This window comes from Vibrio sp. Vb1554 (genome assembly GCF_033344235.1).
In genome coordinates this window covers 82,343-102,457 of record NZ_JAWPOJ010000019.1, presented here as the reverse complement: position 1 = coordinate 102,457, position 20,115 = coordinate 82,343, and the positions used below count along the sequence as shown (strand labels likewise).

The following is a 20,115-nucleotide window of genomic DNA, read 5'->3' as shown; positions in this document are numbered from 1 at the left end:
TCAATGTAGTCGATAAAGTCATCAACGAATGCATCGTAACGGTCGAAGTCGTTAATGTCTGTTTCACAGCTGATCTCGAAACCTAGGATTGCGAACTCACCTAAGAACAGCTTTTTACGGATACGACGGCTCTTGTTATCGATCTTGTCTAATTTCATGATTATCTCTCGTAGATGATTTGATTTCGTACACCTTATACCTTCTATCATACTTTAGCCCAAGTAAAATCAGAATGAAGCGATACAGTTGGTGATTATGTGACCAGAATTTAATTGCTTCGTTAGCTGTGTTGGTTGGTTTGCAGTATTGTTGAAACACAAGTTTCATATGTTTTAAGCACTTTTGTCATTTTTCTTATCCAAACTTCTTGCCGTTCAACTAATCACTTATTTATTAATTAAACTATAAGATCGGGAAAGTAAAAATGAGCAAGGAAACCTTTGACGCGACGCGTTATAACCAAAGTGAAAACAAACCATTTGAAGAAGTATTAGAAGCGAGCCTATCTCGACGCAGCATTCTGAAAGGTGGTTTAGGTATCAGTGCGATGACAGCGTTTGGTGCTTTCGGATTGGCTGGTTGTAACTCGTCTGACTCAGGGAGTACAGTAAGCAGTGGTTCGGGCGCATCTAAAGCCGTTCTTAACTTTGAATCTATCCCTGGCTCACTCACTGACGCAGTTTCAATTCCACAAGGCTACACCGCACAAGTACTAGTACCTTGGGGAACACCACTTAATGCGCAAGGCAGCGCATGGCAAAATGATGGTACCAACACCAGTACCGATCAGTTAAATGCGCTAGGCATGCACCATGACGGCATGCATTTTTTCCCATTGAACGATAGCACTACAGATGGCTTGCTATGTATTAACCACGAGTACATCGACACATCAGCACTGCATCCAAATGGTCCGACGGTTGAAAATGGCGTACGTACCATTGTAGATGAAGTGCGCAAAGAGATTAACGCGCACGGTGTGTCAGTGGTTCGCATTCAACTGGAAGACAACATGTGGAAGTTGGTTGATACCGATCCACTAAACCGTCGTTATACTGGTGCGACAGTCATGGATTTGTCTGGCCCGGTGGCCCACACATCTTTAACTGTCACTCGTTTCTCGCCAGATGGCAGCCAAGCGCGTGGTACGTTAAACAACTGTGGCAACGGCTACACGCCGTGGGGCACGTACTTAACGTGTGAAGAGAACTGGCCAGGTTACTTTGTTAATGCCGGGACTCGTACAGAAGAGCAAGATCGCATTGGTGTCGATGATCAAAGTACACGCTACTTGTGGGAGACATTAGCAGGAAATTCAGAAGAGCGTCTTGATGAGTTCTCTCGCTTTAATGTGGCTCCAACAGGAGCAAGTGCGATGGATGATTACCGTAATGAAGCCAATGGTCACGGTTACATTGTCGAGATTGACCCTTACACGCAAAACTCACGTGCGAAGAAACGTACTGCGCTAGGTCGTTTCCGTCACGAGGGCTGTACTTTCGGTAAGCTTGAAGAAGGCAAACCAGTGGTATTTTATTCTGGCCACGATTCTCGCTTTGAATACCTATACAAATTTGAATCTGCGGCAGCGTGGGATCCAGCAGATGCTAACCCTGATAACCGCTTGGCGATGGGTGACAAGTACATGGACGAAGGCACACTGTATGTGGCGCGCTTCAATGAAGACAGCACAGGTACTTGGTTACCATTAACGCTTGATAGCGTAACAACCGCTGGTGGTACGTTAGCGGATCACTTTGATTCACTGGCTGAAATTATCATCAATACTGCGGGTGCGGCGGATTTAGTTGGGGCAACACCAATGGATCGACCAGAGTGGTGTACGGTTGATCCATTCACGGGTTCAGTATATTTAACATTGACGAACAATACGCGCCGTACAGATGAAACCAATCCTGCGAATCCACGTTTGAATAATAAGTTTGGTCATGTTATTCGTTGGGATGAAGGTGCTGCAGCAACTGACTTTACTTGGGATATCTTTGTCTTCGGTTCGCCAGCAAATGGTGATGCAGATACCAACCGTTCTGGCTTGAATGAGCTAAACCAGTTTGCGAGCCCAGACGGATTAGCGTTTGATGGCCGTGGTATTTTGTGGATTCAGACTGATAACGGCGCAGATGAAGTCACGTCTTACACCAATGATCAAATGTTGGCTGTTGTTCCATCTAAGCTAACAGATGAGAATGGTGATCAAGCTGTGATTGGTGCGGATAATCAAGCTGAATTGAAACGCTTCTTTGTCGGACCAAATGGTTGTGAAGTAACAGGCTTTACCATCAGCCCTGATTACAAATCATTGTTTGTGAATATTCAGCACCCAGGCAACTGGCCATACAGTGAAGATGCAGCCGAAGAAACGCCTGCTGGTGTTTCTGTGCGCCCACGAGCGGCGACAGTGGTTATTCGCCGTGAAGACGGTGGAGAGATTGCAGTTTAAACACCTTAAAATTCAAGCCCTGCAATTGCAGGGCTTGATGGTTTAGGCGAATGCCTAGTTGCACTTTGTACCTAGACAACAGGCTTAGCTTTTCAATGAACCGCCTGAAGTACGAATCACGTCTTGATACCAGAAAAAGCTTTTCTTACGTTTACGTTCTAGCGTTCCTTGCCCATCATCATAACGATCGACATAGATAAAGCCGTAACGTTTGCTCATCTCAGCGGTTGAGTTCGCGACCAAATCGATTGGCCCCCAGCTGGTAAAGCCCATCAACTCAACGCCATCCAGAATCGCTTCGTGTGCTTGCACAAGGTGGTCGTTCAAGTAAGCGATGCGGTAATCATCTTGAATCTCACCGTTTTCATCGATTTCATCACGTGCACCTAAGCCGTTTTCTACGACAAACAGTGGTTTTTGGTAGCGATCGTGAAGGAAGTTAAGCAGAATGCGCAGGCCTTTTGGATCGATCAACCAACCCCACTGGCTCTTTTCAAGGTATGGGTTTGGTACGCTATCGACAATGTTACCCACTTCTTTCTGTTTCGGATCCGCACTTGCACAGCCACTTGCGTAGTAGCTGAATGAGATGAAATCGACACTTGCCGATGCAATTTCTTCTAAGTCGCCTGCTTCCATCTGAATTTCGATACCGTTTTCACGGAAGTAACGCTTCATGTAGCCTGGGTACTGACCACGCGTTTGTACATCACCGAAGAACAACCACTTGTTGTTTTCATGCATTGCAGCAAGCACGTCATCAGGGTTACAGGTGTATGGGTAGTTGATTGCGCCAAGCAGCATGTTACCAATTTTGCCGTTTGATACGATTTGCTGACACAGTTTTACCGCTTTTGCGTTTGCGACTAGCTGGTGGTGAATCGCTTGGTAAATCTCTTGTTCATTGGCGTCTTCTTGCAAACCAACACCAGTAAATGGTGCGTGTAGAGACATGTTGATTTCGTTGAAGGTTAACCACAGCTTCACTTTGTCTTTGTAGCGTTCCAGCACGGTGCGAGCATAACGTTCGAAGAATTCGATGACGCGACGATCGCCCCAACCGCCATAGTTTTCAACCAGTGCGTAAGGCATTTCGTAGTGAGATAAGGTCACGAAAGGTTGGATGTTGTGCTCGGCAAGTTCGTCAAAAATTTTATCGTAGAACGCCAAACCTTCTTCGTTAGGCTCTAGTTCGTCCCCGTTCGGGAAGATGCGGCTCCATGCCAAAGAGAGACGCAGACAGTTAAAGCCCATCTCTTTGAACAGCGCGATGTCTTCTGGGTAGCGATTGTAGAAGTCGATCGCCACGTCTTTGATACCCGGTGTACGCTCTTCACGGGTTTGATGCGGACTCAAAATACCGTTTGGCAGCATGTCTGATGTCGATAACCCTTTACCCCCAAGGTTGTACGCCCCTTCTACTTGGTTTGCAGCAATGGCACCGCCCCAAAGAAAATGTTCAGGAAACTTAATCATGTTTCTCACTCTTTATCGTTCGGAAGTTATTCGTCTTATTTGCTTGAGAATAGTGTAGGTCAAGGAGGGATTCTTGTATCGAGATCGTGTTTTTCTCAAACAGCGGGGATGCCTAGTTCTAATGATGATTTTGTAATCAATATCAACTTAGGCTGATTTGAACAATAGAGTGAAAGTCAGCCCATTTTGTTCATTCTTATGCACGGTAATTTGTCCGTTCATATCACGCATATTGTTAGCCGTAATCGCTAAACCCAGCCCTAAGCCTTCACCAATTTTCTTTGAGGTTTGGAAGGGTTCAAACATGGATTCAAGCATCTCATCCGACACGCCGCAGCCATTGTCACTGACGATCAGTTCGACCTGATTACCGGTTGGGTTGACGATCAAGTTGAGCTGAGGATTAGTGGTGTTGCCCATCGCATCCAATGCGTTCGAGACAAGGTTGCCGAGCACCTGAAGCAGTCGCTGTTCTTCACCCATGATGTTAGGTAAATCGTGAGGAACTCGAACACGCACATCCACCTTGTCTAATTGGGATTGATAAACGCGCAAGGTCTCTTCGAGTGCGGAGGTAAGAGAAATCGCCTGTAGGCTTTCTGGTTTGTTGTAGGCGAACGTCTTTAACTGACTGGTCATGCTCGCCATGCGATCAATCAGCTTCTGCACCAATACGTTGTTGGCTTTCATCATCTCGGTTTCGCCACGTTCTGCTAACAGTTCGTTTGTTGTGAGCAGGGTACGCAAACCAGTCAGTGGCTGATTGAGTTCATGAGTGATCGCGCTCGACATGCGACCCAAGGCGGCCATTTTACTCGATTCAATTAACTGGCTTTGCGCTTCTTTTAGCGCTTGAGTTCGCTCTTCTACCCGTTGCGCCAGTTCTTGGTTGACCTGTTGCAGCGATTGCTCAGCTTTTTTCCGCTTGCTGATGTCGATGATCGTTGCAAGGAAATACTGCTCGCCATGCCAAGGGAAACTGGTCAGCGAGAAGAGGACAGGGAAGACGCTTCCGTCACTGCGTCTGGCAATGGTTTCGACGGTACTGATCTCTGCGAGCTCTTTATGTTTAGGTAAGTCCTTGAGCAACTTAAGTGTGGTGGAATTAGGATTGCCTGCATCGAATAACTCCCAAGCAAAAGCATGTCGATTGACGCTTTCTGGTAAACAGAACAAACGCTTCGCCATCGGGTTGAGATCGAACAGTTGCCCTTGTTCATCAATCAATAGCAAACCAACGTGGGTTTTATTGATCATCTGTTTCAAGCGGCGTTGAGACTCTTCCAACAGGGCTTGAATTCGCTGTTGATTGATGTGCTTTTGGCGACGTTGTAGACCAATGATGACGAGTAATACAACTAACAAGAGCAGCGCTGCTACGCTCCAACCAATTACGTTGATGGTTTGCTGAATCGGCTTAGAAGGGGTGAGGTAGCTTACGTACCAATTCAAATCATCCAATTTTACGGTGTGCGCAAAATAGCGTTGCTGATTGAGCGTCCACACACTGATATTGGTGTTGTCGTATAAGCGCTGCGTTTCTAACTGAACGGTGTTGCTCGGTTCGTTAAACCAGTCAGCGTTATAGAGCGAGCTGCTCGATAGGAAAAAGCGTTGCTGGCGATTTTGCAACGTAATGATGTCTTGGCTAGTAATAGTCTGTTCGGTCAATAAGCTGAGGTTGATTTGCACCACCACAATGCCTGCTATATCCAGACCGTCGTAGATAGGGGCTGCAAGATAATACAACGGACTCGAACCTTTGGTTTTGTTCACCAAGGAAACACCGCCGCCTTGATTGTGAATTTGTTCCACAATGGCTTTTCGGTCAGATAGGCTAAAGCGCTCTTCGATTAAACTCGAGACCAATACTTCGCCAGAGTTAGACAGGATTAGCCAACCTTCCGTATTGGCGGCTTTATCTAGCTGAGTCAGTTGGGTTTGCAATGGCTCGTAATAAGTCCGGTTTCCTTTTACAAACGCGATGGTTTCCGGATTATTGGTGACAAGGTAAGGCAAGTGATAGAAGCGTTTGAGTGCACGGCGAACTTCACCGATATAGTCGAGCAGTTTTTGTTGAGCTTCGGTTTGAGTTTGTACACTCAACCACTGACGGGCAACCTCTCTGCTGGCGCTATAGCAAGACAACATCAGCACTGCCGCAATTGCGACCACAAGCCATGTTTTGCCATTCCTTTTGCGCTGCATACCGACTCCATTCAGCTAGTGCGTTCTCACCAACAGTCATTAAAGAGTGCGCCTAACTGGTTGGATGTTAAAGACTTGTAAGCAAGAAGTGAGATCTAGCTCCTTTTCTCCTCAGTGGTTTTTGCTACCGTTAATAAAGATCGATTTCTTTCCTACCCCATAAAGCAGGCAGTAACTCATGGCTTTTGACGACATCCCTAAAATTGCACTTATCGAAGACGATGACATTGTTCGTCAGGCTACCAGTCAGTGGCTGCAACTGGCGGGGTTCGACGTGACCGCGTTTAGTTTGGGGGAGGAGGGCAAAGCCGCCATTCTTAGCCAAGAATTTGATGCGATTGTCAGTGATGTTCGCCTGCCGGACACCGACGGCTTGTCGATACTAGAAAGCCTGATTGCCAATCACATTCCAACGCCGGTTATCTTGATCACCGGACATGGTGATGTCGATATGGCAGTTGGGGCGTTGCAAAACGGTGCGTTTGATTTTATCGAGAAACCTTTCCAACCTGAGCGCCTATCCCAGCGAGTGACCGATGCGGTCGAGAGTTATCGCGCACAAACGTCTACTCAAGATCGCCAAGAGTATCTATCTAGCGTTAGCGGCTTAGAAGAAATGCTGATTGGCCGAAGCCGAGTGATGCAACAGCTTAGAGAACAAGTAGCCAAGTTAGCACGCATTGATACTAACGTGATCATTTACGGCGAAACAGGTTGTGGTAAAGAGCTGGTGGCGACCAGTTTGCATAATGAAAGCCAACGCAGATCCTATCATTTTGTGCCAATCAACTGTGGCGCTATTCCTGAGAACCTGTTTGAAAGTGAGCTGTTTGGGCATGAAGCAGGGGCATTTACCGGAGCGGGTAAAAAGCGCATTGGTAAGTTGGAATACGCGGATAAAGGCACTTTATTCTTTGATGAAATCGAGAGTATGCCGCTGTCCATGCAGGTGAAAGTGTTGCGTTCATTACAGGAACATACGGTTGAGCGCGTTGGGGGTAACCAACAGATCTCGGTTGATTTAAGAGTGATCGCCGCCGCGAAAGAAGATCTCAATGATCATGACGAGTTTCGTCAGGATTTGTACTATCGTCTTAATGTGGCGCAGATCTATTTGCCACCGCTACGTGAGCGAGAAGAAGACGCGTTGATCTTGTTCGAACACTTTGCTCTGAAAAGTAATCCTGAGAGTCGTCCGCTGAGTGAAGCCGATAGAAAGGCCATTCTTGCTTACTCTTGGCCCGGTAACGTACGTGAGCTTAGGAATGTAGCGATGCGTTTTGCATTGGATGAAACCGTCTCCGTGATGGAAATTCTCTCCAGTAGGCCATCCTCAACAACCGAAGAGACGCATGCGGGCGTGCCGTTGGCGATTCAGCTACATAACTTTGAACGTAAGGTGCTACATGATTCTTTAGTCAGGCATCATGGACGCATCAATGAGGTGATGCAGGAGTTGGATTTACCACGTCGAACCCTTAACCAAAAGATGCAGAAGTTTGGTTTGAATCGCTCCGACTATACTTAGTGCGATTTCTAGCTAATTCGAAATTACTGGCATAACAAACACGTTATGCGCTTTTGGCTGGAGCTGGGACAAACTTATAATTTAGGTCTTTCCCTTCTCCAAACAAGGTAACGAGGTTCCTTCCTGTATGTTTAGAGCTATATAGCGCTTCGTCTGCTTCAGCAAGTGCCTCTTGAAGTGATTGCCCCTCAGATAACTGACTGATACCAAAGCTCATGGTCACTTCAGTTTTAAATGATTGCAAAGCGGTTTCAGCTTCGACCGCAAGGCGAATTTGCTCTGCGAAAATTTTGGCTTGCTGTGCTTTTTCGAGCAAAACAATCATGAACTCGTCACCACCAAATCGCACAATGCAGGCTGACTCAGGAAGATGCTTTTTAAAAATAGTGGAGATCGTTGCCATGACGGAGTCGCCAACCGTGTGACCATAGTGATCATTAATCGCTTTGAACTTGTCGACATCAGTCATAATAATGCTGATTGCTTGGCTTTTTTTATACGCTTTACTAACCAAGTTTGGAACGATTTCTTCCATGGCTCGACGATTATATAGCCCTGTGAGTGCATCTAAATGAGAGAGATCATTAATGGATTGCACCAAGCGTCCGTTAATTAACCACAGCATACTAAAGCTCAAAGCAACGATCAGGCAGATGCTAAATAAGAAAGTCAGCTGATGGATAAGGCCTGCGACCATAAAACTTGGTAACTCACCTGAAAAAGTACTCCAAAGCGACCTAAATCCCATAAAAAAACTAAATCCAAAGAAAGAGTAAGACATTGCTTTAACAGGGAGCTTTAAGTCCTTTTGGGTACCTTTAAGCATGGCGACACCACTAAAGAAGGTGACGATACAAATATACATGCTCAGATAAATAATGCGGCTTTTGATAGAAGGGTCATGGAAGGTGAAATAGTAAAATGAACCACTGAAAACAGGTGTTAACAAGGTAAGACAGTGAGCCAATTTTAAAGGATATTGACGAAAAATGCTTACGCTATATAGCGTAAGCAAGAAGCCGACTAATATGAGAGTGTTGGCTATGACGATGGTCAGCCAGTCTGGCGCAGAGCCTCTAAAGCCAAGTAAAAAAGGGCCTAAACCAATAAACAGTAGTGATATCGAGAAGGTTTTTAAGCCTTTGACTCTACCCTGAGTGTATTGATAACAAAACAGACTAATAGAGTAAATGCAAGAGAACAGAATAACGATAAAGTTCAGTGTTCTGATGTCTAGATACTGATTATCCATAGGCGACCCATATCAATCTTTCATTCAGGCAACTCCTTTGCCTGATATCAATAAGCGAGCTACATAGTAACGCACTTATTGAGCGATGTCTTATGTTAAACGGCTATTCATTCACCAGCTCGAATTGTTCGGTTTGGTTGGTTTTCGTCGTAAACAGCAGACCAACAATCATCATAAATACGCTAGGCATAATCCAGCTAGCAAAGTCATTGTACAGAGGCATGTAATTACCCATCCACTCATCAGTGGAACTTGGCATGTAACCTAGGATGTGCAGCGCATCAACACAACCAAACGTTAGAGCAGTGAATGCGGTTGCGACGACCATGATTTGCGACATCTTGTTGCGCACTGGTGCCATGATCATCAACGCAATCGCGACTGGGTGAAGCGCCACAACCGCTGGTAATGTGATAGCCAATAGTTGCTCCAGACCTACGTTGGCGATTAAACCTGCCAATACCATGGTCGTGATAACGCAGCCTTTGTAGTTCACTTTGCTGAAGGTGTTGTCGTAAAACTCACTGCCTGCGGTGGTTACGCCGATAGCAGTAGTCAAACACGCTAATACCATCACGGCACCTAGTAATAGTGAACCAAATGCGCCGAAGTGGCTGAAGGTGAATGCCGTTAAAATGTCGCCACCATTGCTGAACTCAGAACCCAAGTATGAGCTTGTCGAGCCAATGTAAGCCAATGAGATGTAAACAAACGCCATGGCAACCGCGTACATCAAAGCTGCGATTAGCGTGTATTTTGCGGTGGCTTTCGGGCAATCAACACCCATGCTGCGAATCGCGCGGAAGATAATCCAACCAAAACCGATAGAACCTAGCGCATCCATGGTCATGTAGCCTTGGGTCAAGCCTTCAGCAAATGCGCCAGATAGGTATGGTCCCGTTGCGGCAGTTAGCTCACCTGCAGGAGAAACCAAAGCCGTCACAGACATGATGATCAAGATTGCCATCAAGGCAGGCGTTAAGCTCTTGCCTAGGTTGTCGACCAATTTACCCGGATATAGGGCAAATAGAATGGTGATAGCACAGAAGGCAATAGTGAAAGGCACCAAAGCTGCATCACCAAACATTGGCGCAAAGCTGAATTGGTAAGCCACGGTAATTGCACGTGGAATCACGAACGCAGGGCCAATCACGATAAACACCATCACCCAGAAACTGGTCGCCAAAGGTTTAGGTAGGGCAGCGGTTAATTTATCTGAACCGTTTACGATAGCCACCATCACTAGTGCCATCGCAGGCAGACCTACACCCGTCAAGAGGAAGCCAGACATCCCGCTCAGAAAGTTTTCACCTGCTTGGTAACCCAAAAATGGAGGGAAGATCAGGTTACCCGCGCCTAAGTACATGGCGAAAGTCATAAAGCCCAAAGCGGCGATATTGCGTGCGCTTAACATTGTTATTCCTCTTATGTTTCGCTTGGAAGAAACTGAAAGGAATGGGAGGAGTATGTGGTGTTCCCGTCAGCTTCTTCTCAAGCTGACAGAAAGTTTAGATATAGCCTGTCAGCTCTGAATCAGTTTCAGAGAGAGCAGGAGGATCGCAGCAGCAACGCCAGATGGGCGTTTTAAAGCGAATTGTAATTGCGCAGTTGCTGACATGGGTGATCCTTAAAGACGAAAAAATACCAAGGAATACGTTTGCCTTGGCGTGTTGTTACACTAACGAACATAGGGCCATTGGCACAACCCCGAAGTAGAAAATAAGTTGATACGGTCAGTGTTTATTTCTGAACTGGTGGATCGAGCTGCTTTTTAAATTAAAAATTAGAATAAATGACTTTTCATTTTTGTAACATGGCTTTCTTTGCTGTATTTTTGTGCTATTTGTAGTCGTTTAGGCTATAAACCTCAGCTGATAAATTGAGCAGTTTAGAATGATGCGCTTTTTCTTCTTATTGTTAAGACGCTCATTAGTTGCAATTCAATCCAAAATTGCATCGGCAAAATATTGCTTATTAGTGAATCGTGCATTTATTTTGTCTTGATCACATTTTATTAACCTTTTGCGATCTAGGCGTGCAACCTTCTCCTCTTCAATGAGCAAGATCTTGCTCATTACTTTGCTATCAAATCAGCATGATTTTGCTCATTTTTGATGTCTTTCAGCTCTTAGTTCAATAAATACAAAGGGTTAAAAGTTGGCATTTCAATTGCTCTAGGGAATGTGTTGTTAATAAAGGTTTAACATGATGTAAATCCCCAATCGTGAAACGACTACACGGAGAGTAATAATGAAAATGAATAAGCTGGTAAAAGCTTTGGCTGTCGCTGTGACTTCTTTTGGTATTGCTGCTAACGCTGCGGCAGAAGATCGTAGCTATATTCTTGCAACGGCATCGACAGGTGGTACTTACTACCCTGTGGGCGTAGCGTTGGCGACGTTAAGCAAAGTGAAGTTGGCACCAAAGCACCACTTCTCCCTTTCTGCAATCAGCTCTGCGGGCTCTGGTGAAAACGTTAAACTGCTGAATGAAAACGAAGCACAGTTCGCGATTCTACAAGGTCTTTACGGTGCGTGGGCTTGGTCTGGTGAAGGTCCTTATGAGAAGAGCGGTCGCCAAGAACAACTGCGCTCAGTCTCTATGCTGTGGCAAAACGTTGAGCACTTTATTGTTCGCTCTGACCTAGCAAAAACGGGCACAGTGACTGACCTGAACAACCTCGATGGCAAGAAGTTCTCTATCGGTAAGAAGAATTCTGGTACTGAGAACTCTGGTCGCCAAATCATGAAAGGTCTGAAGGTCGACCCTGATAAATTCAACCTTGCGTACATGGGCTACGGCGGCAGTGCGAGCGCACTTCAAAACGGCACCATTGACGGCATGAACACGCCTGCGGGTGTGCCAGTTGGTGCAGTAACCCAAGCTTTTGCTGCGCTGGGTAAAGACATTTCGATTCTCTCGTTTACTGACGAGCAAATCAAAGAGGCGAACGGCAACTACAACCTATGGACGAAGTACGAGATCCCAGCGAACACGTACCCGGGTCTAGATAAGCCGATCACCACCATTGCACAGCCTAACTTCTTGGCAGTTCGTGAAGATATCTCGGAAGAAGACGTTTACCAGCTAACCAAAGCGATCTACGAGAACCTGCCTTTCCTACAAGGCATTCATAAAGCAACCAAAGCAATGGCGATTGAGAAAGCGATCGCTGGCTTGCCAGTGCCTCTTCATCCAGGTGCGGTGCGTTACTACAAAGAAATGGGCATCGAAATCCCATCAGACCTAATGGCGAAATAACGCCAACTTCGCCCCGAGTTTCGGCTCGGGGCATTTTATCCCTACCGATTTCTAAGATGGAAAAAGCCGCCAGAGCTTGGAGTATGAGATGAGCGACTCAATAGAAAAGGAATTGCAGAAATTTGAGCTGCCCACGCGCACTGATTTTCCGTGGGTAACCACCACAATCACAGTGTTTGGCGTGGTGTTGTCTGCTTTGCACATTTGGTTTAATACCTTATCGACGTTACCAGAGTTATGGATTTCCGCGACCCACTTTGCTGGCTTTGCGGTGATTTGTGCGCTTTGGTATCCGGCTCATATCTCTCTCAAGCAGAGTAAGATTGCACTCGGCATCGATGTGTTGATTGCCATGGGCGCGGTCGCGTGTTTGCTCTACATTCCCTATGCCGAAGATGCGCTATATGAACGCGGTGTGAAGTTCGTGACCAGCGATTGGGTCTTCGCCATCATGGCAATTTTGATTGTTATCGAACTGATTCGACGCACCATGGGCTGGTTTATTCCAGTGTTGATTGTGGTGTGTTTAAGCTACGTTGTGCTTTGGGGTAAGTGGGCGACAGGTATTTTCCACTTCCCGGGTTTGAGCATGGAAACCTTGCTCTACCGCAGCTTCTATTCTTCTGAGGGCATGTTTGGCTCTATCTCACGCATCAGTTGGACTTTCGTATTCATGTTCATTCTGTTCGGTGCGTTTCTTGTTCGCTCTGGTGTCGGTGATTACATCATCAATGTGGCACGTGCTGCGGCTGGCAAAATCATTGGTGGCCCGGGTTTTATCGCAGTGATTGGCTCCGGTTTGATGGGCTCAGTATCGGGCTCTAGTGTGGCAAATACGGTTTCCACCGGTGTTATCAGTATTCCTTTGATGCAAAAAGCAGGTTTCCCTTCGCGCTTTGCAGCGGGGGTTGAAGCTGCGGCGTCAACAGGTGGTCAGTTGATGCCACCTGTGATGGGAGCGGGTGCTTTCATAATGGCGTCTTACACGCAAATTCCTTATGTTGATATTATTGCCGTTTCTTTCATTCCTGCTCTTATCTATTTCTTGTCTGTGGCGTTCTTTGTGCGTATCGAAGCCAAACGCAGCGGCGTTCAAAAAATCACGACCAGCGATGAATCTCTACTGAAAGTGCTGATCAGCGGTTGGCACAACCTTATCCCACTGGCGGTATTGGTCACTTTGTTGGTTCAAGGTTTTACGCCAACTTACGCTGCGGGCTTGTCGATCATTTCAGTGGTCGTGGCTTCTTGGTTCTCGAAAGATCATAAGATGGGACCAAAAGCGATCATCGAAGCACTTTCGCAAGGCGCGAAAAACATGGCGACAACCGCGGTATTGCTGGTGGGTATCGGTTTGGTGATCAACGTGATCAGTACAACAGGCATCGGCAACACGTTCTCACTGATGATCGACGGTTGGGCGAATGGTGACTTGTTCATCATGATCGTTCTGATTGCGCTCGCTTCTCTTGTTTTGGGTATGGGTTTACCTGTGACAGCGGCGTATATTGTATTGGGTACTCTGTCTGCCCCTGCGCTTTACAAGTTAATTGCCGAAAACCAATTGCTTGAATTGATGGTGTCGGGTCAATTGCCTGAACAAGCAAAAGCTATCTTCATGTTGGCGGCGCCAGAAAAGTTGGAACTGCTTAATGCACCAATGGCGTTGGAAACCGCGAAAGAAATGGTGGCGCTAGTACCTGCGGACTTTATGGAAACCCTACTAGAGCAAAGTTTGGGTATGGAAGCGGTAGGCTTGGCATTGCTGGCTGCTCACCTCATCATCTTCTGGTTATCGCAAGACAGTAACGTAACGCCTCCAGTGTGTTTGACCGCATTTGCAGCGGCAACCATCGCGAAAACACCTCCAATGCGTACCGGCCTGATGGCGTGGAAAATCGCTAAAGGTTTGTATCTTGTACCGCTACTTATTGCCTATACAGGCTTGGTCAGTTGGGATGTGACGTCGGTAATTACCGTAGGCTTCTTTGCCATCATCGGTACCTATGCATTGATTGGTGCGATTGAAGGCTACTTGGAAGGTCCTCTAAACATTCTGACGCGTCTCTTGTTGGTAGTGGTGGGTACATTGCTAGTTTGGCACGATATCCCAATGTTGGTTCGTGTGGCAAGCTGCGCGGTATTTGTCGCGGTGTTCATTTACAGTGGTCGCAAGTTCAAATTGCAACAATCTCAACTATCGGTTTTATAAGAGGTCGTATGAAATCAGTCTATGACTACATCATTGTTGGTGGCGGTATCGTTGGTGTGTCGACAGCATGGCAACTACAGCAACGTCATCCAGACAAATCCATTTTATTGGTTGAGAAAGAGTCCGGTTTTGCCCAGCACCAAACCGGACATAATAGCGGCGTGATTCATGCCGGGGTGTACTACGCACCGGGCAGCTTAAAAGCGGATTTTTGTAAGCGTGGGGTAGAGCGAACCATTTCGTTCTGCGCCGAGCACGATATTCCGGTGGAGAACTGTGGCAAGTTACTGGTTGCGACCAATGAGCAAGAAGTCGAACGCATGAATGCCCTCTATGAGCGCTGCCATGTCAACGGCATCGACGTAAAGCTACTCGATGAAGTTCAACTTAAACTGGCTGAACCAAACATCACGGGATTGGGCGCGATTTATGTCAAAACCACCAGTATTGTGGACTATCGTTTGGTCACTGAGCAGATGGCGGAAGAGTTCAAAAAGCTCGGCGGTCAAATCAGCTTGAGAACCAAAGTGGTGGCTGCCGAAGAGAAGGACGAAGAAGTTCAACTGACCTGTATTTCAGACGGTCAAACCATGCAGCTCAATGCTAAGTTCTTGGTTACTTGCAGCGGCTTGATGGCGGATCGCATGACGAAGATGATGTCTATTCCGACCGATTTCCAAATCATCCCTTATCGTGGTGAATACTACCGCTTAGATAGCAAACACGACCAAGTGGTGAATCATCTTATTTATCCAATTCCCGACCCTGACTTGCCATTCTTGGGCGTCCACCTGACTCGCATGATTGATGGCAGTGTGACCGTAGGTCCAAATGCGGTGCAAGGCTGGAAGCGAGAAGGGTACGACAAGGTTAACTTCAGCTTGCAAGATACCATGCAAATGCTGAGCTTCTCCGGTTTCTGGAAGGTGACACAAAAGCATCTAAAAACCGGATTGGATGAGTTTAAGAACTCGTGGTGGAAGCCGGGCTATCTCAAGCTGGTCAATAAATACTGCCCAAGCATCAAGGTAGACGATCTCAAACCATATCCTGCGGGTATTCGTGCGCAAGCGGTGTTATCCGACGGAACCTTGGTTCATGACTTCTTGTTTGCCGAAAGCGCCAGAAGCCTGCACGTTTGCAACGCCCCCTCTCCAGCAGCGACATCTGCAATGCCTATTGGAGAGTACATTTGCGATAAAGTAAATGAGAAGATAGAGGCGAAAACCGAGACGGTTTAACAGTAAAAAGCCATGTTAAAATATATGAGCGAAAAGAATGCTTTTCTAGAATATTGACTGGTATGTTATTTGCCGCACAATAATGTAATTAGTATGTAAGAAATGGTTTTAAAATGTCCTAATACAATGTCAACTTCAAATTTTATAGGTGATTTTTTGTTCTTTCAGTTTTAATCTTCATCAGATGGAGGGACTATGATTACAAAACAGCACCTTAGAAAAGTATGGAAGAATGAAACTAAAGTTTCAGAAGACTATTTAGTGATTATAAGCAAAGAACTTTCTATGAAGATCTCTGAATGTAAGTTAGACAGTGAACTGAGACTGTCACACTTTGTCGCTCAATTAGCAAAAGAGGTTGGTCCTGGAATGAGAATGGAGGAAAACCTGAATTATTCAGTTCAAGGATTGAAAAGCACTTTCAGAGTCTATCGGAATAGGCCGGCGTTAGCTGAAAAGCACGGGAGAAAAAATGCCATCAATCAAAAAGCAAACCAAGAAGCGATAGCAAATAATGCCTATGCCATGAAAATAGGCAATGGTGATGCAACTACCGGAGATGGATGGAAATATCGCGGTAGAGGAATGATACAGTTAACAGGGAAAGGAAACTATTTAGCGACAGAAAGCATACACGCAAATATTTGGAACGAAAATACGAGTTTCTCTTCTTCGCCTCAGTTAGTTGCTCAACCTAAATATGCCATCAGGACTGCTATGATTTTTTGGCTGAAGAATAAGCTATATTTAAAAGCCGATAAGGGAGCATCTAGAACGGTGACTGATAGTATTACTAGGGTTATTAATAAAAATACAGATTCATATGGACAACGACATGAGATATTTACCGAACTGTATAAAAAAGGCATTTTCAAAGAAATTTTTAAGTAGGGCTTTTGGAGCTTGTTTGATAGTACATTACCCTGCATTTTCCTTTCAGTTAACTAGTGTCGACGATGGTTATTTGCTGACTGATAATAAGTTTGAATCGGATTATATGGTATATACTCCGGGCGCGAAGGAAGCGGAAATTACTGATGCATATGACTTCACTTGTGTTGGTAGCAAAATCGAAGTGGTTAAAATTAGAAGTGAAATTAACAATGCCGTGACTCATGGAGAGCAGCTCCAATATTACTTTTTTCTTGTTACTGAGAATAAAGCTTACTGGCCACTTAGAATTGTTGAATCTTTCCAGACCGTGGACAAAGATTCCCAGGAATTAGTGTCAGAACATTTACCTTTCACAAAAAATGATGACCTTGGGTTAGCTTGTGATTTAGTTAGGCCTCAGGTTGAAAGCTATTACTTTTCCCAAGCTTTTGAAGCGATACCTAAACATACCAACAATAAAGGCGACTGAATCAGTCGACTTTATTGTGTCGTAAAGTTGTAGTGTCTATTGCTATTTAGGGCAGAGTTCCCCTTTCTTGGCGTGTCTTTCTATCATGTAATCGCCTCGGGCACTGTGCAATACAATTGCATTCCAGACCTGACCATCTTGCAACTCGAACTCAAACGCATAATGGGTGCCGCCGACCATTTTGGTTCTCACCTCATGAATTGCTTTCAATTTATCATCGGCATTCATTTGATAAAGCACCATGTTGAGTGAGCGTCTGGCGTCAGGAGTTGCCTCAGCAAGTTGCCAACGGCCCTGCTCGTTTGTTGCGGAGCAAATAGACCGCATTTTACTTTTCATGGCGGATGACATCTGCTTGTCTACGGCCAAAGCATTTGGTGAAAACAGTGGAACCGTCAAAGGAATCAAAGTTACCAGAAACCGCTTTAAGGTCATAAAAACACTCCGTTGTTTTACTCTTGCTTGAGTATAGACCTCAATGGCTTCAGATGTGGTGCAGTAGACTCTGGGCCTACAATATCGCAGTTCGTATCAACGAACTGATGATAAACAAGGCGACCACGCTTACCAGCCAAATGCCAATGAACCACAAAATGGGTTTTAGTTTCATCAGTGATATCCTTCTCCACGTTTAATCTTGCCGCGGAAAACCCAGTACGAATAAGCCGTGTAGGCTATGATCAGAGGAAGTAATACCACCGCACCGGCAAGTAAAAATGCCAAACTCTTATCTGGCGCGGCGACGTCTTGATAAGTGAGTGCGAATGGGACCAAGTAAGGGAATGTACTGACACCGAAACCCATCGCGGACAAAAGAAACAGGCCGATCGCAAGAACGTAGGCTCGGACGGCTTTGTGATCGAGTAAGGCTTTGAATAGCTGCCAAATAAGTGCCGCAGCAATAATTGGTAAAATGAAAAACAGTAGCGAGTTTGGTAATGAGAACCAACGTTCAAAGACGATATTTTGGCTCAATGGCAGCCACAAACTGGCGATGAATATACAGGCTACCATCGCTAGTCCCCATCGTCGCGCGACCACGTAATAGCGCCCCATCAGCTCTTCTGGAAGCTTGATTAATAACCAGCATGAACCGAGCAGAATATAAGCACAAACAAGCGCCAGGCCACAAAATACGCTAAATGGTGAAAGCCAATCAAACCATCCACCTGCGTATGCTCGTTCACTAACCTCTATACCTTGGAGCAGGGTTCCGAGCATAATGCCTTGCATCAATGCCGCGGTGAGTGAACCAATGAAAAAAGCGCTATCCCATAAAAACTTTCCGCGTTGTGTTCGGAAGCGATACTCAAAAGAAACCCCGCGCAGAATTAACCCGAGCAGCATTAAAATCAGGGGAGCATAGAGTGCTGGCATAATGACCGCGTAGGCGAGGGGGAACACGGCAAAAAGCCCACCTCCGCCAAGAACTAGCCAAGTTTCATTCCCATCCCAAACAGGAGCGATGCTGTTCATCATCATGTCGCGCTCTTCATCATCATTAGCGCTGAGGAATAGGATACCAATACCGAGATCAAAGCCATCTAACACGACATAAATCAGAACAGCGAGCCCAATCAAAGCGTACCAAATTAATGCGTAATCCATGAGTAAGCTCCTAGGTTAGATGGTTAGAATGTGTGATGGCATCGGTTTTCGTGCCATCAGGAAGTCGGCTATCTAGACCTTCTTCATATCGAGTTGGAGACTTGCGCATCAAACGTAGGAGATAGAAGAAGCCAGCTCCAAAAACCACAAAGTAAACCACGATGAACGCCGTCAGGGAGACGCTCACCGCGGCGGCATCAATAGGCGATGCCGAATTGGCTGTGGTTAAAAGACCGTATACGGTGTAAGGCTGTCGACCGACTTCGGTAGTTATCCAGCCTGCTAAAACTGCAATGAACCCCGCTGGGGCAAACAGCACACAAATACGTTGAAGTGCCCTCGAATCAAAAAGTTTGCGACGTTTTCTTAGCCAAAGGCTCCACAAACCAATAACAAGCATGCCAAAACCAAGCGCGACCATTACTCGGAAAGACCAGAAAACGATAGAGACAGGAGGGTGTTCCTCCTCTGGAAAAGCATCTAATCCCTTCACTTCACCGTTGAGGTCATGAGTTAAAATCAAACTACCGAGTTTGGGGATTTCCAGTGCGTATTCCATGCGTTTTTCTTCATCGTTAGGGATACCGAAGAGGATCAATGGCGCGCCTTGGTGAGACTCATAGTGCCCTTCCATCGCGGCAACTTTGGCGGGTTGATGTTCAAGGGTGTTTAATCCATGCATGTCTCCAGCAACGATTTGAATTGGTGTCACGATGGCAGCCATCCACATTGCCATCGAGAACATAATTCTGGCTAGAGGGTTATGGTTTGCTTTTAGCAAGTGATAAGCGGCAACGCCGGCTACAACAAAGGCAGTAGTAAGGTAAGCGGCGAGCAACATATGAACGAGCCGGTAAGGGAAGGAAGGGTTGAAGACAATCGCCCACCAGTCTTCTGGGATAAACTGTCCGGCTTCGTTGATACTATAGCCCGCTGGTGTTTGCATCCAACTATTAACCGAAAGTATCCAAAACGCAGACAAAAACGTCCCGAATGCAACAATACAAGTCGCGGCGAAGTGAAGCTTCTTACCCACCTTATCCATACCGAAAAGCATCACGCCTAAAAACCCAGCTTCGAGGAAAAACGCAGTAAAAACTTCATAACCCATTAGCGGGCCTAGGATTGGGCCTGTTTTGTCGGCAAACACGCTCCAGTTAGTACCGAATTGATAGCTCAACACGATGCCACTCACCACACCCATACCAAAACTGATGGCAAAGATTTTGAGCCAGTACTTATAGATTTGCATGTACTGTTTGTTGCCCGTTTTTAAGTACAAGCCCTCTAATACAGCGAGATAACTTGCCAAACCAATCGTAAACGCTGGAAAAATAATGTGGAAAGAGACAGTAAAGGCAAATTGGAATCTAGCTAGGTCAATGGCGAGTGTGTCCATGAGCGGTCCCTTTTTCGTTGGATAAACTGTTCGCCGGATTTAAAGAGGAGACAGAAGAGTGGCGAACAAGGTGAAATACGAAGAAGGAAGACGAAGAGATTAAAAA

General features: G+C 45.9%; 15 protein-coding genes. 7 read left to right on the top strand and 8 right to left on the bottom strand.

Annotated features, from left to right (window positions below):
• A partial coding sequence (locus R8N28_RS16300) for a 50S ribosome-binding protein YggL (protein ID WP_318080727.1) occupies nt 1-158 on the bottom strand: 158 nt, incomplete at its 3' end.
• Between the two features lie 266 nt (nt 159-424).
• On the opposite strand from R8N28_RS16300, the gene R8N28_RS16295 reads away from it, so the two are divergent.
• On the top strand, nt 425-2,461 hold the full coding sequence (locus R8N28_RS16295) for a PhoX family protein (protein WP_065275100.1): 2,037 nt from the start codon (nt 425-427) through the stop codon (nt 2,459-2,461).
• A gap of 84 nt (nt 2,462-2,545) precedes the next feature.
• On the opposite strand, the gene R8N28_RS16290 is transcribed toward R8N28_RS16295, so the two are convergent.
• The gene (locus tag R8N28_RS16290; protein WP_065275101.1) at nt 2,546-3,937 is read right to left on the bottom strand and encodes a glycoside hydrolase family 1 protein; all 1,392 of its coding nucleotides are present in this window, start codon (nt 3,935-3,937) and stop codon (nt 2,546-2,548) included.
• 147 nt (nt 3,938-4,084) lie between these two features.
• Nucleotides 4,085-6,145, bottom strand: coding sequence for a sensor histidine kinase (locus R8N28_RS16285; protein WP_065275102.1), 2,061 nt, complete (start codon nt 6,143-6,145; stop codon nt 4,085-4,087).
• Between the two features lie 178 nt (nt 6,146-6,323).
• Between R8N28_RS16285 and R8N28_RS16280 the strand changes: the two genes are divergently transcribed.
• Nucleotides 6,324-7,673 (top strand): sigma-54-dependent transcriptional regulator, encoded by a 1,350-nt coding sequence (locus tag R8N28_RS16280; protein WP_065275103.1) that lies wholly within the window; start codon nt 6,324-6,326, stop codon nt 7,671-7,673.
• A gap of 43 nt (nt 7,674-7,716) precedes the next feature.
• Here the strand turns inward: R8N28_RS16280 and R8N28_RS16275 are convergent, their stop codons facing one another.
• Both R8N28_RS16275 and brnQ read right to left on the bottom strand, forming a co-directional pair.
• Nucleotides 7,717-8,925, bottom strand: coding sequence for a GGDEF domain-containing protein (locus R8N28_RS16275; protein WP_065275104.1), 1,209 nt, complete (start codon nt 8,923-8,925; stop codon nt 7,717-7,719).
• Between the two features lie 103 nt (nt 8,926-9,028).
• Entirely contained in the window at nt 9,029-10,339 is a 1,311-nt protein-coding gene (brnQ, locus tag R8N28_RS16270; protein ID WP_065275105.1) for a branched-chain amino acid transport system II carrier protein, read from the bottom strand.
• Between the two features lie 836 nt (nt 10,340-11,175).
• Here brnQ and R8N28_RS16265 point away from each other — a divergent pair.
• The 5 genes from R8N28_RS16265 to R8N28_RS16245 all read left to right on the top strand — a co-directional run bounded on the left by R8N28_RS16265 (nt 11,176) and on the right by R8N28_RS16245 (nt 17,002).
• Nucleotides 11,176-12,186, top strand: a complete 1,011-nt coding sequence (locus R8N28_RS16265; RefSeq protein ID WP_017635521.1) for a TAXI family TRAP transporter solute-binding subunit — start codon at nt 11,176-11,178, stop codon at nt 12,184-12,186.
• 88 nt (nt 12,187-12,274) lie between these two features.
• The gene (locus R8N28_RS16260; RefSeq protein WP_009705104.1) at nt 12,275-14,398 is read left to right on the top strand and encodes a TRAP transporter permease; all 2,124 of its coding nucleotides are present in this window, start codon (nt 12,275-12,277) and stop codon (nt 14,396-14,398) included.
• Between the two features lie 8 nt (nt 14,399-14,406).
• The gene (gene lhgO, locus R8N28_RS16255; RefSeq protein ID WP_053307131.1) at nt 14,407-15,639 is read left to right on the top strand and encodes an L-2-hydroxyglutarate oxidase; all 1,233 of its coding nucleotides are present in this window, start codon (nt 14,407-14,409) and stop codon (nt 15,637-15,639) included.
• 195 nt (nt 15,640-15,834) lie between these two features.
• Nucleotides 15,835-16,530, top strand: a complete 696-nt coding sequence (locus tag R8N28_RS16250; RefSeq protein WP_053307132.1) for a glycoside hydrolase family 19 protein — start codon at nt 15,835-15,837, stop codon at nt 16,528-16,530.
• A complete protein-coding gene (locus R8N28_RS16245; protein ID WP_231970768.1) occupies nt 16,475-17,002 on the top strand; it encodes a hypothetical protein in 528 nt (175 codons plus the stop codon). Before R8N28_RS16250 ends, R8N28_RS16245 begins: the two co-directional genes overlap by 56 nt.
• Before the next feature lie 42 nt (nt 17,003-17,044).
• On the opposite strand, the gene R8N28_RS16240 is transcribed toward R8N28_RS16245, so the two are convergent.
• The 3 genes from R8N28_RS16240 to R8N28_RS16230 all read right to left on the bottom strand — a co-directional run bounded on the left by R8N28_RS16240 (nt 17,045) and on the right by R8N28_RS16230 (nt 20,009).
• Entirely contained in the window at nt 17,045-17,437 is a 393-nt protein-coding gene (locus R8N28_RS16240) for a hypothetical protein (RefSeq protein ID WP_054728604.1), read from the bottom strand.
• A 174-nt stretch (nt 17,438-17,611) separates the two neighbouring features.
• A complete protein-coding gene (gene cydB / locus R8N28_RS16235; RefSeq protein WP_065275106.1) occupies nt 17,612-18,610 on the bottom strand; it encodes a cytochrome d ubiquinol oxidase subunit II in 999 nt (332 codons plus the stop codon).
• A gap of 10 nt (nt 18,611-18,620) precedes the next feature.
• Nucleotides 18,621-20,009, bottom strand: a complete 1,389-nt coding sequence (locus tag R8N28_RS16230) for a cytochrome ubiquinol oxidase subunit I (protein WP_017635517.1) — start codon at nt 20,007-20,009, stop codon at nt 18,621-18,623.
• Nucleotides 20,010-20,115 lie beyond the last annotated feature (106 nt).